The sequence below is a fragment of the Pseudomonas sp. ACN8 genome (assembly GCF_002303925.1).
Taxonomy (GTDB): Bacteria; Pseudomonadota; Gammaproteobacteria; order Pseudomonadales; family Pseudomonadaceae; genus Aquipseudomonas.
Map to the genome: position 1 here is coordinate 23,969 of NZ_MRCS01000059.1, position 13,347 is coordinate 37,315.

At 62.0% G+C, this 13,347-nt stretch carries 13 protein-coding genes; 10 read left to right on the forward strand and 3 right to left on the reverse strand.

Annotated features, from left to right (window positions below; translation table 11 throughout):
- Nucleotides 1–4: 4 nt before the first annotated feature.
- Both BSF44_RS25690 and BSF44_RS25695 read right to left on the reverse strand, forming a co-directional pair.
- The gene (locus BSF44_RS25690) at nt 5–1,153 is read right to left on the reverse strand and encodes an amine dehydrogenase large subunit (RefSeq protein WP_095945898.1); all 1,149 of its coding nucleotides are present in this window, start codon (nt 1,151–1,153) and stop codon (nt 5–7) included.
- Between the two features lie 240 nt (nt 1,154–1,393).
- On the reverse strand, nt 1,394–2,884 hold the full coding sequence (locus tag BSF44_RS25695) for an ATP-binding protein (protein ID WP_095945899.1): 1,491 nt from the start codon (nt 2,882–2,884) through the stop codon (nt 1,394–1,396).
- A 334-nt stretch (nt 2,885–3,218) separates the two neighbouring features.
- Here BSF44_RS25695 and BSF44_RS25705 point away from each other — a divergent pair, with 334 nt between their 5' ends.
- The 9 genes from BSF44_RS25705 to feaR all read left to right on the forward strand — a co-directional run bounded on the left by BSF44_RS25705 (nt 3,219) and on the right by feaR (nt 11,170).
- Entirely contained in the window at nt 3,219–4,382 is a 1,164-nt protein-coding gene (locus BSF44_RS25705) for an acyl-CoA dehydrogenase family protein (protein WP_095945901.1), read from the forward strand.
- A 31-nt stretch (nt 4,383–4,413) separates the two neighbouring features.
- Entirely contained in the window at nt 4,414–4,785 is a 372-nt protein-coding gene (locus tag BSF44_RS25710) for a hypothetical protein (RefSeq protein ID WP_095945902.1), read from the forward strand.
- Nucleotides 4,786–4,788: 3 nt separating this feature from the next.
- Entirely contained in the window at nt 4,789–5,280 is a 492-nt protein-coding gene (locus BSF44_RS25715; RefSeq protein ID WP_095945903.1) for a nuclear transport factor 2 family protein, read from the forward strand.
- On the forward strand, nt 5,277–6,407 hold the full coding sequence (locus tag BSF44_RS25720; protein ID WP_095945904.1) for an amidase: 1,131 nt from the start codon (nt 5,277–5,279) through the stop codon (nt 6,405–6,407). The genes BSF44_RS25715 and BSF44_RS25720 overlap by 4 nt, the downstream gene beginning before the upstream one ends.
- A 36-nt stretch (nt 6,408–6,443) precedes the next feature.
- Nucleotides 6,444–7,727 (forward strand): Rieske 2Fe-2S domain-containing protein, encoded by a 1,284-nt coding sequence (locus BSF44_RS25725; RefSeq protein ID WP_095945905.1) that lies wholly within the window; start codon nt 6,444–6,446, stop codon nt 7,725–7,727.
- Nucleotides 7,724–8,224 (forward strand): aromatic-ring-hydroxylating dioxygenase subunit beta, encoded by a 501-nt coding sequence (locus tag BSF44_RS25730; protein WP_046040360.1) that lies wholly within the window; start codon nt 7,724–7,726, stop codon nt 8,222–8,224. The genes BSF44_RS25725 and BSF44_RS25730 overlap by 4 nt, the downstream gene beginning before the upstream one ends.
- A 10-nt stretch (nt 8,225–8,234) precedes the next feature.
- Entirely contained in the window at nt 8,235–8,975 is a 741-nt protein-coding gene (locus BSF44_RS25735; RefSeq protein ID WP_095945906.1) for an SDR family NAD(P)-dependent oxidoreductase, read from the forward strand.
- A 172-nt stretch (nt 8,976–9,147) separates the two neighbouring features.
- Nucleotides 9,148–10,098, forward strand: coding sequence for a PDR/VanB family oxidoreductase (locus tag BSF44_RS25740; protein WP_095945907.1), 951 nt, complete (start codon nt 9,148–9,150; stop codon nt 10,096–10,098).
- A gap of 151 nt (nt 10,099–10,249) precedes the next feature.
- Nucleotides 10,250–11,170, forward strand: a complete 921-nt coding sequence (gene feaR / locus BSF44_RS25745) for a transcriptional regulator FeaR (RefSeq protein ID WP_095945908.1) — start codon at nt 10,250–10,252, stop codon at nt 11,168–11,170.
- Between the two features lie 151 nt (nt 11,171–11,321).
- Here the strand turns inward: feaR and BSF44_RS25750 are convergent, their stop codons facing one another.
- Nucleotides 11,322–11,951 (reverse strand): response regulator transcription factor, encoded by a 630-nt coding sequence (locus BSF44_RS25750; RefSeq protein ID WP_053161157.1) that lies wholly within the window; start codon nt 11,949–11,951, stop codon nt 11,322–11,324.
- Between the two features lie 259 nt (nt 11,952–12,210).
- Here BSF44_RS25750 and hpaC point away from each other — a divergent pair, with 259 nt between their 5' ends.
- Entirely contained in the window at nt 12,211–12,720 is a 510-nt protein-coding gene (gene hpaC, locus BSF44_RS25755; protein WP_095945909.1) for a 4-hydroxyphenylacetate 3-monooxygenase, reductase component, read from the forward strand.
- The last annotated feature ends 627 nt before the right edge of the window (nt 12,721–13,347 follow it).

Consider the following 13,347-nt stretch of genomic DNA (forward strand, 5'->3'; position numbering starts at 1 on the left):
CCTCTCAGTAGCTCAGGACCTGAGTCGCGGTTTTGGCGACTTTCGGCATGCTGCCGGTGAGCTTGTTGGTCTTCAGATCGAAAATCTGCAAACCGCCTTCCACGTCGGTGCCGAGCAACAGCGGTTTGTCGTCGCCAGTGGCCTGCATGCTCCACACCGGAACCGGTGCTTCCAGGGTCGCGACTTTCTTGTGGGACTTGAGGTCAAAGGCCCAGATCAGCGGACTCGGGTCTTCCCACTTCATGGCTTCGTGGGCGTCGTGCATCAGCACGTACAGGCGGTCCAGCTTCGGTGCCACGGCCATCAACTGCCAGCCCCCCGGCGCCCAACCGGCTTTCTTTTCCTCGTCGGAAACCAGCGACCAGGAAGGCAGGACTTTCGGCGCATCACCGGCGAAATCCACCGGGCGTACGGTGCCGGTCGTGGTGGTGAAGTAGTAGGTGTCGCCGACGTTGACGGCGCGCTCTACCAGTTTTTCCGCGTTCGGATCAAAGAACGGCGTGCGACTGCGCGCGGTTTCCTGGCCCTGATCGTTGAGGGTCACCACCTGCAGGCTGCCGTCGCCGCACAGCGAGGCGAAGCGGCGGTTGCCGACCGGGTAGTTGAGCACGCAACCGGGGATGGCGATTTCCGTGGCAACGGCCTTGGCCTGGGTATCGACCACGGTCACCGACGTCGACGGGGTGAAGTTGTAGACGTAGACGAACTTGTCGTCGCCACTCGGCTTGAGCGAGTAACGCTGGGTCAGCGATTCGGCGCGTTTGTTTGGAATCAGCACTTCCCAGGCGGGCGACAGGGTCGAGCTGTCCCAGGCTGTCAGCACGTCGGTGCGGGTACCGCGGGTGCCGCGGGAATACCAGATGTCCGCACTGTAGAGGGTTTTCTTGTCGTGACTCAGGGTCGACGGCGCAGCGAAACCGGTCGGCACCATGCCGAGGATGCGCTTCTGGTCCGGGTCGACCACGGTCACGCGGCCAGCCACGAAGCTTTCGAACTCGACGTCGATGACGAACGCGCGGTGAGCTTCGGGTGGAAACGCCAGAACGGTCTGGCCAATCGTACCGGCGGGCAAATCCGCGCGGGCACTGTTCAAACCGAGTACAAGCAGGCTCAGGCCTAGCGCTGACTGTACGGAGATCCTGTTTGTTCGCATAAGGGGAACTTCCTGAATTGTTGGTAACGCGGATCGCGGGTGCTTTGGCAGATTTTTACCCTTTGATTCTGCCGTGCCCCGCGATCGGGAGAATTGCCCTGCCTGCCAAGTGTTTGTGTGTCTGTGCCAGTGTCATAAAGCATTTTGTAGGAGCGAGCTTGCTCGCGAAAAATGTCCGGTAACCGTAGTCATTCAGACAGGACGCATTTTCGTTCACGTCCATCGCGAGCAAGCTCGCTCCTACAGGGGGTAGGGAGACGATAAGAGGGGAAGGGAGAAGCTGAACACCGCGCCACACGGCTCCAGGTTTTGCGCCCAGATATCGCCACGGTGGCGGCCGATGATGTTCTTGCACAGCGCCAGGCCAATGCCGTTGCCGCTGACCTTGGACGAGAAAAAGCCGTCGAACAGCTTCTCTTGCGCCTGGGCCTGGATGCCGCGCCCGCTGTCTTCAATGCGCACCAGGGCCACGTCGTTCTCGCGGCTGGCATGGACGCGTAGCAACCGACGCTCAGTAGGCAGGTCGGCCATTTCTTCAATGGCGTTGAACGCCAGGTTGAGGATTACCTGGCCGATCAGCACCTTCTCGCAACTCACCCGCAGCGGTTCGGACGCGGTGACGATTTCCACGCGCACCAGGCTCGGATCGGCCCGCAGGCTGATGAAGTAGCGGGTTTCGCGCAGCAGTTCATTGAGGTCGACCAGCTCTTCGCTTTGCTCCAGCTTGACCACGTAATCGCGCACGCTCTTGATGATCAACGAGGCGTGCTCGATTTGCCGTACCGCACTCTGCAAACCCCAGGCGACGCCTTGATCGGTTTCGCCGGTGTTGCCCAGGCGAATCACCGCGCCTTCAATAAAGTTGCGGGTCGCGGCCAATGGCTGACTCAATTCGTGGGCAATCGCCACGGCCATTTCCCCCATGGCGTTGTAGCGCGCCAGGTATTCGAGTTTCTGCTCGCTGACCCGCCGCGCCTCTTCGGCCAGCACCTGTTCGGTCACATCGCGGAACAGCAGCAGATGGCCGACCAGATCGTCCTCGATCTCGATGTAGCGGCACGTTGCGTGATGCCAGCGCCACTCGCCATCGCGGCGCTGCACCTTGTAGTGCACGTTGAACGGCGCGTGCTCCGGCGTCTCATGGGCCAGCTGTTGCAACAGGCGCTGACCGGATGCGTCGTCGCACCAGGCCAGGAAGTTCTTGCCCATCAGCTTGTGCACTTCGCTGTTGAGCAGGTGCGCGCCGGAGTCGCTGATAAAACGAATGTCGCCCTCGGGACCGAGCACCGCCACGCCTTCGGCCAGGTCCTGCATGAAAGCCTTGAGCCGGCTCTCGAAACGCTTGAGGTCGCGCTTGACCTTGTCCTCCCTGGAAATGTCGCGGAACTGCACCATCAACACATCACGACCGTCCAGGTGCACCAGGGTCGCCACCGCCTCGGAAAGAATCTCCACCCCTTGCTTGGAGCGATAGCACCACTCGATGGCCCGTTGTCCGGTGCGCGCGGCACCTTCCAGCCAGCGCAAGCCCACCGAGCGCCGGTACTTCGGTGCGTCGCGGGTCATGTCCGGGGCCTTGAGCGGCGTCAGTTCTTCCAGGGTAAAGCCGAGCGCCGCCAGGGCAGCGGCGTTGGCCCAGAGAATTTCCTTGGTGTGCGCGTCATGAAGAATGATGCACAGCGGCATGGCTTCGATCAGCGCATAAAAGTCGTTCGGTTTTGGCTGGTACATCGCACGGCCCCTGGCGGCAGAGATTTGCAGTATGGCGTTTTATACCTGCTCGCACAGCGGGATGCGCTCAGAGGTAAGGGGTGTCGGCCTAGGGGTTTTCTTTAGTCGGGGGGCTGCACGCACCAATAGTGGCGACCGGATGCGGTTTTTACACTGGACCGCAATGCAAGGGCGACCACACAGATCCTGTAGGAGCGAGCCTGCTCGCGATGGACGTCAACGAAAACGCGTCCTGTCTGAATGACCGTGTTGTCCAGACGTTTTTCGCGAGCAGGCTCGCTCCTACAGGGAGCAGCGGAGCCCACTAACAATAATCAAAACGGAGAACTAGCCCATGCTGCGTTCAGCTGTCGCACAACAAGACCCTGTGACCGCCCCGGTCGTGCCAATGGTCGAGAGTCAGCTATTTCAGCAAGTGCTGGATGAGGTTCGCCAGCGTCGCGAGGAATTCGACGCCGGCTCCCACGTGCCTCGGGACATGATCGAGCGCTTCAAGCAGGTGGGCATCTACCGCGCTGCCACGCCGAAATGCTTCGGCGGCGATGCCCTGGCACCGTCGCTGTTCCTGCAAATGGTCGAACGCATCTCCGAAGCCGACGGCTCGGCGGGCTGGGTGGCCAGCTTCGGCAGCGCCGGTGTCTATCTGGCAGCCTTGCCACGGGAAACCCTGGCGGAGCTCTACGCCGAAAGCCCTGACCTGGTATTCGCCGGCGGCCTGTTCCCCTTGCAACCGGCCGAGGCCGTGGAAGGCGGCTATCAGGTCAACGGCACCTGGAAATTCGCCAGCGGCTGCAAAGGCGCAGACCTGTTGGGCGTTGGTATCGGCGCTGCCGGCGGCAAGCCGCGCACCGCTGTGTTCCGCCCGAAGCAGGTAGACATCGTCGAAAACTGGGAAGTGGTCGGCCTCAAGGGCACCGGCAGCCATGACCTGCGGGTGACCGACAAACACGTTGACGAGCGCTGGACGTTCATCCGTGGCGGTGCCGCGACCATCGACGAGCCGCTGTTCCGCTACCCGTCGATTGCCTACGCCGCGCAAGTGCTGGCAGTGGTCAACCTCGGCCTGGCCCGTGCGGCCCTCGACGAAATCAGCCGCATGGCTGGCGGCAGCGGCATCACCGGCGCGCCGAAACTGTCCGATCGCGCCTACGTGCGCATCGAGATCGCCAAGGCTGAAGCCAAGCTCAGCGCCGCCCGCGGTTTCTTCTACAACGCCACCGAACAGGTGTGGAACTCGATCCTGGCCGGTAACCCGGTCACCCCGGAGCAGACCAGCCTGTTGCGCCTGTCGGCGATTCACGTGTCCCAGGCCGGTGCCGAGGTGGTGCAGAGCGCCTACGGCCTGGCCGGCACCACCGCCATTTACCTGCGCCATCCGCTGCAACGCTACCTGCGCGACTCGATGGTGGTGACCCAGCACGCCTTCCTCAGCGAAGGCCTGTACGACGGCGCCGGCTCGGTGTTCCTCGGCGTCCCGCCGTTCCCGGGCTACATCTGAATCCCCCTTACTTTTTCAAGGAATCGCACCCATGTCGCAAACCACCCAAGAGCCATTGCGCGTCGTCTTCTGCATCGGCATCACCCAGAACTTTTTCGACCTGCCCACCGGCGAAGGCCTGAGCGTGTGGAAAGGCTTCAGCCAGATGATGGGTGACCTCGGCGCCATGCCCGGTATCACCGTGCTCGGCGCGATGGACGACGACCGTTTGATGGTCGGCCCGTCCACCACCTCGCCATGGACCGTGTACATCATGGCCGACGTCGACTGTCACCAGTCGGTGATCGACGCCTGCAACCTGTTCCGCACCACGCCGGTCGGCCAGTACAACCTTTGGCGCTACGCGAAGATCGAAGCGCGCATCGGTCGCCCGCTGACCATTCCTGACGCGGCCAAGGTGTAAGCCATGAACGAGGCCTTGCTGCAGCGTCTGGCGACGCTCGAAGGAGATCTGGCGAAGCTCGAAGGGGAAAGTGCAGTGCGGCGCTTGTTGGCGCGCTACATGGATCTGTGCGATGTGCCGAGAGCGGTCACGCATGTCAGCGATCTGGCCCGGTTGTTCACCGAAGATGCGATCTGGGAAGGCCTCGGCACCCAGACCGCGCAAACCTTCGGTCAGCACCAGGGGCGTGCGGCGGTGGCGGCGTTTGTCGGCGGTTACTTGCCTCCGTCCGACCACTTCAAGCTGAACCTGCATTTCCTCACCAGCGAGTCGATCGTGGTTGACGGCAGCGAGGCACAAGGTCAGTGGATCATGCAGCAGATTTCCACCTACGCCGATGGCCGCCACGAGCTGTTTGGCACGCGACTGAACATCGATTTCCGTTGTGTCGACGGCACCTGGTTGATCGCGCATTTCCGCACGCAACGCTTGTTCAACACGGAACTCAATGCATGAGTACTTTCATCAGCGAATTCCTCCTCGGTGGCAATGGCAAACGCGTCGCCATCAAGGACTCCATCGACATCGCCGGCCATCCGACCCGCTCGGGCAGCCGCGCCTTTGCCGATGCACCGGCGGCGACGAAAAACGCCGAAGTGGTCGATGCGATCCTCGACGCCGGCTGGCAGATCGTCGGCAAGACCAACCTGCATGAACTGGCGTTCGGCGTGACCGGCATCAACGACTGGACCGGCACACCGATCAATCCGCAAGCGCCGGATCGTGTGCCTGGCGGCTCGTCCAGCGGTTCGGCTTCGGCGGTCGCGGCAGGCCTGGCGGACATCGCCATCGGCACCGACACCGGTGGTTCGGTGCGGGTGCCGGCAGCGTGCTGCGGCATTGCCGGGCTCAAGCCGACATATGGTCGCGTCAGCCGTGTCGGTGCCCATCCGTTGGAATCGAGCCTCGATTGCGTCGGGCCGTTCGCCAAAAGCATGGACGACCTGATCGCCGCGATGCAGGTGATCTGCCCGGGCTTTACCGCTCAAGGCCTGCCAGGTGACGGCGCCAGGGTCGGCTTTCTCGAGGTGGCCTGCGATTCGCACCTGCAAGCCAGCCTGGGTGCCGCCGCGGACCGCGCCGGATGGCGTCGAAGCAACCTGCACCTGAGCGAGTTCGAAGCGGCGTTCGCGGCCGGCCTGACCGTGATCAATTTCGAAAACTGGGCGGCGTTCGGCCATCTGACCGGCAAGGGCCTGATCGGCTCCGATGTGGAAACACGTCTGCTGGCGGCCAGCCGCACCACGCGTCAAGACCTGGCCCAGGCCGAAGCCGTGCGCACGGCGTTCACCCAGCAAGTGGACGCAGCGCTGGAAGACTTCGCCGTATTGCTGCTGCCGACCTTGCCAACACTGCCGCCGACCCTCAGCGAAGCCCGCGCCGGCAGCAAAGCCGTGGCCGGCATGACCCCGCTGGTACGGCCTTTCAACCTCAGCGGCCACCCGGCCCTGACAGTGCCGGTGGAACTCGATTGCGGCGGATTGAAAGTCGGCCTGCAAATCGTCGGTCGTAAAGGTCAGGACGAGCTGGTCTGCGCCTTCGGTGCGCAGCTGCAACAGAGCATGGCCGGTACACGCGGCTAACAACAAATCATAAAAAGAAGCCATGAGGAGAACCGCATGAGCACTCATGAATATCAGCTGATCGCATCGTCGAAAAGCCCCGAAGACCTGGTCCGGCATGACCGCGTCGACGTCTCGCTGTACAACGACCCGGCGCTGTTCGAAGCCGAGCTGGACAAGATTTTCTACCGCACCTGGGTGTGGGTTGCCCACGAAAGCGAAGTGCGCAATTCCGGCGACTTCAAGACCGCCACCATCGGCCGTCGCCCGGTGATCGTCGTGCGCGACAAGAAGAACAACATCAACGTGCTGGAAAACCGTTGCCGCCACCGTGGCGCCACCGTGTGCGAGAAGCACAAGGGCAACGCCACCGGTTTCACCTGCCCGTACCACAGCTGGTCCTATGGCCTGGACGGCAAGCTGCGTGCGCTGCCGTATCCGGATGGCTACGAAGGCATCCTGGAGAAATCCGAACTGCCGCTGACCAGCCTGCGTGTCGAGAGCTACGCCGGCATGGTGTTCGCCAGCTACAACGACGAGATCGAACCGCTGGAAGACTTCCTCGGCGGGGCCAAGCACTGGATGGACCTGTTCATGAAGCAGGGCGCCGGCTATCCGATCAAGACCCAGGGCGAACACAAGTTCAGCTTCAAGGGCAACTGGAAGATCCAGCTGGAAAACACCACCGACGGTTATCACTTCCCGATCGTGCACAAGTCGTTCATGTCGTCGGTGGATGAAGAAACCTCGGAAATGCTCTCGTTCATGACCGACGAACAAGCCGTCACCCACTCCCTGGGCAACGGCCACAGCGTGATGGTCATGGTGCCGGAGCACGTCGACCTCGATCACGACGACGGCACCGAACAGTTGCAGGAGCGTTTCGCCCATGTGACCGAAGAACTGTCGAAAACCCTGCCGGCCGATCAGGTTCGTCGCATCGTACGCTCGCTGCATGGCGCCGGTTTTAACCTGAACCTGTTCCCCAACGTGGCGATGTCGATGTCGTTCTTGCGCGTGCTGCGCCCGGTGTCGGTCACCGAAACCGAGATCCGTCACGTTGCCCTCGGCATGGACGGCGGCCCGGAAATCGCCAACCGCGAACGCATGCGCATCCACGAACACTTCCAGGGCCCGTTCGGTTTCGGCAGCCCTGACGATGCCGAAGCCTGGGACCGCGTACAGCGCGGCTCATATGCCGGCGTCGATGCGCCGATCCTGGTCAACCGCGGCCTGAACCGCGAAATCACCGCTGAAAACGGCGACAAGGTCAGCCACGCCACCGACGAAGGCGGCATGCGCGGTGCCTACGATATGTGGAAAAGGATGATGAGCCAATGAGCAATCACGACACCCTGAACGGTTTTTCCGGCCCGTTGGCCCAGGCCATCGAATTCATCTGGCGCGAAGCCGAACTGCTCGACCACAAGAACTACGCCGAATGGGCGACCCTGTGGAGCGAAAGCGGCAAGTACATCGTGCCGATCGACCCGGACACCGAAGATTTCGAAGCGACCCTCAACTACGCCTACGACGATGCGCGCATGCGTGACCTGCGCATCGAACGCCTGACCGCCGGCTACTCACCGTCGGCGGTGGACGCGGCGAAAACCATCCGCACGATCTCGCGTTTCCGCCTGGTGGAAGCGGCCGGTGACATCGTCGAAGTCAATTCGGCGCAGTTGCTGTACGCCTACAAGCGCGGCGTACACACGCCGTTTGTGGCTGACCTGAACCACCGCATTCGTTTCACCGATGGTGTGCCTACGTTGGAGCGCAAAGTGGTGCGGCTGATCAACTCCACCGACAGCCTGAGCGCGCTCGGCTTCCTTTTGTGAGGACAACATCATGAGTCGAGTAGCCCTCGTAACGGGTGCCTCGCGCGGGCTGGGCGAGTGCATCGCCCGGCGTCTGCATGCGGCGGGGTATCGCGTCGGTCTGGCGGATGTGCGCCTCGATGGCGTGCAACAGTTGGCTTTGGAACTCGATGGCAGTGGTGTCAGCGCCATGGCGATCGAGCTGGATGTGCGCAGCAAGGTCGACTTCCAGCGTGCTCGCGACTTGCTCACTGAGCACTGGGGCGGCACCGACATTCTGGTGAACAACGCTGGCGTGTCGAAAGTCGCCGCGCTGATGGACATCACGCCGGAAGAGTTCGACGAGTCGATGGCGATCAACCTGCGCGGCACCTTTGTCGCCTGCCAGGTGTTCGGCGCGCACTTCGCCGAACGCGGCTTCGGGCGCATCGTCAACATCGCTTCGCTTGCCGGGCAGAACGGCGGCACCGCCACCGGCGCGCACTACGCGGCGGCCAAGGGCGGCGTGGCGACCCTGACCAAGGTTTTTGCCCGTGAACTGGCACCGCAAGGCGTGACGGTCAACAGCATCTCGCCGGGCCCGCTGGACTTGCCAGTGGTGCGCGAAACCGTGGCGCCGGAGCGCCTGGAACAGATCCTCAAGATGATCCCGGCCGGCACCCTGGGTGATCCGGCGTTCATCGCCGATAGCGTGTTGCTGCTGATCGCCGACAACGCGACCTCCGTGACGGGCGCGTGCCTGGACGTCAACGGCGGCTTGTTCATGCGCTGAACGCATCAACCAATGTTATGGCCGGGGAATGATCCTTGTAGGAGCGAGCCTGCTCGCGATGGTGTATCAGCTGAATCGATGTCGACTGACACTCCATCGCGAGCAGGCTCGCTCCTACAAGGTGTCACCAAGCCGTAGTACTAAATCAAAACAAGTGTATTCAGGTGATGTAATGATGAAGGTGAAGATCGAAAGGATCGTCGACGAAGCGCTGGATATCCGTTCCTTTCGCCTCGTGCGCAGTGACGGCCAGCCGCTCGACACCTATGAACCGGGTGCCCACGTCGACCTGACCGGGCCGACCGGGGTGACCCGCCAGTATTCGCTGTGCAGCCCGCCACAGGATCGACGTGCGTATCTGGTGGCGGTGAAAAAAGAAGCGCAGTCGCGCGGTGGCTCGCTCGCGCTGCACGAGCAAGTGGAAGAGGGCATGGAGCTGGAAATGGGTGCACCGCGCAACCTGTTCCGCCTCGATGAAACGGCCCGTGAACACGTGCTGTTCGCTGCCGGTATCGGTGTTACGCCGCTGTTGAGCATGGCCTACAAACTGGCGGAAAGCGGCCAGCCATACCGCCTGCATTACTTCGCTCGTTCGGCGCAGTACGCGGCGTTTACCGAGCTGTTGGCGACCCAGTTTGCCGAGCGTGTGGAGTTTCACTACGGCGTGGAGCCAGTTGATCTGGACGGCGCGTTGAGCGAATGCCTGGAGCGTGCCGGCAGCGCGGCCCACGTCTACACCTGCGGCCCGGCACCGTTCATGAACAAGGTCGTGGAAGTGGCTTCGCGCAGTCGCGCGGATGATGCCATCCACCTCGAACACTTCGCGGCGGACCCGGCGGCCAACAGCGCCCCGGCCGGCGGTTTCGAAGTGGAGCTGGCCAGTTCCGGCGTGGTGCTGCACGTGCCGGCCGACGCCAGTCTGGTCGATGTGCTGCAGGCCCATGGTTGCGACATCGACACCGAGTGCCGTGAAGGCATCTGCGGCACTTGCATCGTCGAGGTCCTGGACGGTTTGCCGGAGCACCGCGACAACTGTCTGTCGAACAAGGAAAAGGCCTCCAACAAGCAGATTTGTGCCTGTGTATCACGGGCGCTTTCCGCTCGTCTGGTATTGGACCTGTAACCGAAAGTCGACCGGAAAGCTTGGGCCGGAGCCTGTTGAATGGGCGCCCGGCAGCCGTCGAAGGAGGAGATGGCTACAGAAATAACCGTGTTGACGAACCGCTCGATGAAGCGGTCGAAAAATAACAACAAAAACCTGAGGCTTTGCGGACATGATTACAGCATCGACGGTGCGCAACGAAGCGTTCGAAAGTTGGTTGAGCCAGGTGAACCAGGCTTGTGGGCGTTTCGATGCCCGGGCACTGGACACCGATTTCTACGGCGAACTGACGGAATTTCGCAGCGGAGCGATCAACCTGAGTGTGGTCGACATGGCGCACGTGCATTTGTATCGCACCAGCAAGGACGTCAGCACCAGTAGCGATGGCCACTACTACGCGGTGTTCCAGATGCGTGGCAGCTCGCAGCTGGAGCAGGGCGGCAACCGAGCGCAACTGGGCTGTGGCGACATCGCCCTGATCGACGCCAGCCGTCCGAGCGACATGATCTACCACGACGATTGCCGACAACTGTCGTTGATTCTTCCGCGCCAGGTGGTCGAGCGGGGGTCGCACTTCAATGCCGTCAACTGCGCCACGCGCATCGCGGCCGGCAGCCCCCTGGCGGCGATGGCCAACAAGCTGGTGCTGGACACCCGCCAGCAGGAAGGGCTGGAGATGCAGGAGAGCGAGGCCGTGCTCGATGCCCTGGCCAGCCTGTTGCTGCCGGGCATCAGCGCCCGCGACTGCGGTGCGGACGCCCATGAGCGGCAATTTCGCAAGATCATCGCGTTCATCGACGCGCACCTGAGCGACGAAGAGCTGTGCCCCGAACTGATTGCTCGTGAAGTGGGGATTTCCGTGCGCGGTCTGTACCGGATGTTCTCCAAGCGCGGCCTGGTGGTGGCGCAATACATCAAGCACCGGCGTCTGGACTTCTGCGCCGAAAACCTGCGCCGCGCCGATGTCGAGCAGAAGCTCTCGGCGTTGTGTTATGCGTGGGGGTTCTCGGATTCGAGCTACTTCTCGTCGGCCTTCAAATCGCGCTTTGGCGTGTCGCCGGGTGCTTATCGCAAGCGCTACAGTCAGAACTGACACCCGCTATTGATGTTGAGTCTGCTGGCCTCATCGCGAGCAGGCTCGCTCCTACAGTGGATCTCCAGCGAACACAAAATTTGTGTACGACGAGAGTCCCTGTAGGCGCTAGCCTGCTAGCGATGGCGGTCTCATGACCGCCACAAATCTCTCAGTGCCGCACCGGCTCATCCACCGGCAAATGCAGCACTTCGCGCACCAGCATGGCGATGCTGCTCACGCCCATCTTTTCCTTGATCTTGGTGCGGTGCACATCAACGGTCTTCACGCTGATGTTGAGCTCCCGCGCGATCACCTTGCTGGCCTTGCCATCGATCACCAGCATCAACACTTCCCGCTCACGGCTGGTCAGTAAAGCCAGTTTGCCTTGCAGGTTCTGACGCTGCTGCTGATCGGCCTGGGCGTGCACGGCGGTCTTCAGCGCGGCCTGGATGCGGTCGATCATCTGCTGCGGGTTGTAGGGCTTCTCGACGAAATCCAGCGCGCCGTTCTTCATCGCCGTGACCGACATCGGAATGTCGCCATGGGCCGAGACGAAAATGGTCGGCAAGGTGCTGCCGCGCTGGTTGAGGATTTCCTGCAACTGGAAACCGCTGGTCTCCGGCATGCGCACGTCGAGCACCAGGCAGGCGGGCTGCTTGGGGTCGTACTGGCTGAGGAACTCTTCGGCGCCGGCAAAGCACTGCGCCTGCACGCTCACCGACTCCAGCAACCAGGCCAGTGAGGTTCGCAGGTCCTTGTCGTCGTCAACGATATAAACAATCGGTTTACGGATTTCCATCGGGGCTGCCACGAAAGTTTTCTAATTATTGTTTTCGCACGAGAACGTGCGGCACGCATTGGCTCATCTTTCTGGAACCAGTATGCAGAATACCCACTGTGGCCGGCCCTTGCGATAAAGAAACCACCTAGTCGACTAGCGGAAACCCAACCCCGCCATGGGGATCGCGAGAATGGTTGTGCCGCGCCCGCAGCCTTAGTCTTGTTCCATCACCTACGGGCCGCCAGATAGCGGTCCTCCTGAAGGAAGGGGCATCGACATGGCCGACCTGAGCCAGCAGCAAATCGACTTTCGCAACGCCATGGCGCAGCTGCCTGCCGCGGTGAACATCATCACCACCAACGGCCCCGGCGGTCGTTGCGGCATCACCGCCAGTGCCGTGTGCTCGGTGACCGACTCGCCGCCCACCGTGCTGGTATGCGTCAACCGCAACAGTGCCACCCACGACGTGTTCCGCACCAACGGCCACCTGTGTGTCAACGTGCTGTGTGGTGAGCAGGAAGAACTGGCCCGGCATTTCGCCGGCATGACCCAGGTGCCGATGGCCGAGCGTTTTGCCTGGGACCTGTGGGACGACGGCGCGGCCGGTGTGCCGGTGTTGCGCGATGCTCTGGTGCAGCTTGAGGGGCGGATCAGCGAGTGCAAGGAAGTGGGATCGCACTCGGTGATGTTTGTGGAGCTGACGAAGGTGGGCGTGCGTGAGCCGCGTGACAGCCTGGTGTATTTCAACCGCTTGTTTCATCGCGTTGAGCATGCCAGCGCGGCTTGACTGAGACCGCGTTATCGTTCTTCGCGAGCAGGCTCGCTCCTACAGGATCGCCGTCGAACACAAATTCTGTGTTCACTGCGGGACCTTGTAGGAGTGAGCCTGCTCGCGATAGCGGTACCCGCCTGGAATGCATGTTTAACGGCTGTAGGAGTAACTTCCTGCAAGCCACAGCACCTTGCGTCATTGCCTACAGGTACGCCAGAATCCGCCGGCTTGTGCGCCCTGGAGGCAGTCGGTAACTTGGTCCGCGTCACTGATTTCCAGTGATCGGGTTTAGCAGCCCGTGGTGATATGAGGCGCATTGGCAGTCCAGACAGTCAGGTCGATCGGCCCGGCTAACCACTAAACACTGTGGGAGCGAGCTTGCTCCGGGCGGCATTCCGACGATAGCGGAGTATCTGTCCGCAATGATGCTGGATGTGATGACCCCATCGCGAGCAGGCTCGCTCCCACAGGGGATCTGCGGTGTACACGGATTTTGTGTGCGGCAGAAATCCAATTGTGGGAGCGAGCCTGCTCGCGATGGCGGTGTATCAGGCACTGCAAATCTCAGATACGAAAGCTCCCCACGGCCGAAATCAGAAACCGGTGGCGAACACCACCTGGGCGTAGACGTTCTTGTCGTTG

Coding starts and splice junctions, on each gene's coding strand:
- BSF44_RS25720 (WP_095945904.1), top strand. CDS start 5,277: ATGAGTACTTTCATCAGCGAATTCCTCCTCGGTGGCAATGGCAAACGC.
- BSF44_RS25750 (WP_053161157.1), bottom strand. CDS start 11,951: ATGGAAATCCGTAAACCGATTGTTTATATCGTTGACGACGACAAGGAC.
- BSF44_RS25710 (WP_095945902.1), top strand. CDS start 4,414: ATGTCGCAAACCACCCAAGAGCCATTGCGCGTCGTCTTCTGCATCGGC.
- BSF44_RS25740 (WP_095945907.1), top strand. CDS start 9,148: ATGATGAAGGTGAAGATCGAAAGGATCGTCGACGAAGCGCTGGATATC.
- BSF44_RS25730 (WP_046040360.1), top strand. CDS start 7,724: ATGAGCAATCACGACACCCTGAACGGTTTTTCCGGCCCGTTGGCCCAG.
- BSF44_RS25715 (WP_095945903.1), top strand. CDS start 4,789: ATGAACGAGGCCTTGCTGCAGCGTCTGGCGACGCTCGAAGGAGATCTG.
- BSF44_RS25725 (WP_095945905.1), top strand. CDS start 6,444: ATGAGCACTCATGAATATCAGCTGATCGCATCGTCGAAAAGCCCCGAA.
- BSF44_RS25690 (WP_095945898.1), bottom strand. CDS start 1,153: ATGCGAACAAACAGGATCTCCGTACAGTCAGCGCTAGGCCTGAGCCTG.
- BSF44_RS25695 (WP_095945899.1), bottom strand. CDS start 2,884: ATGTACCAGCCAAAACCGAACGACTTTTATGCGCTGATCGAAGCCATG.
- feaR (WP_095945908.1), top strand. CDS start 10,250: ATGATTACAGCATCGACGGTGCGCAACGAAGCGTTCGAAAGTTGGTTG.
- BSF44_RS25705 (WP_095945901.1), top strand. CDS start 3,219: ATGCTGCGTTCAGCTGTCGCACAACAAGACCCTGTGACCGCCCCGGTC.
- hpaC (WP_095945909.1), top strand. CDS start 12,211: ATGGCCGACCTGAGCCAGCAGCAAATCGACTTTCGCAACGCCATGGCG.
- BSF44_RS25735 (WP_095945906.1), top strand. CDS start 8,235: ATGAGTCGAGTAGCCCTCGTAACGGGTGCCTCGCGCGGGCTGGGCGAG.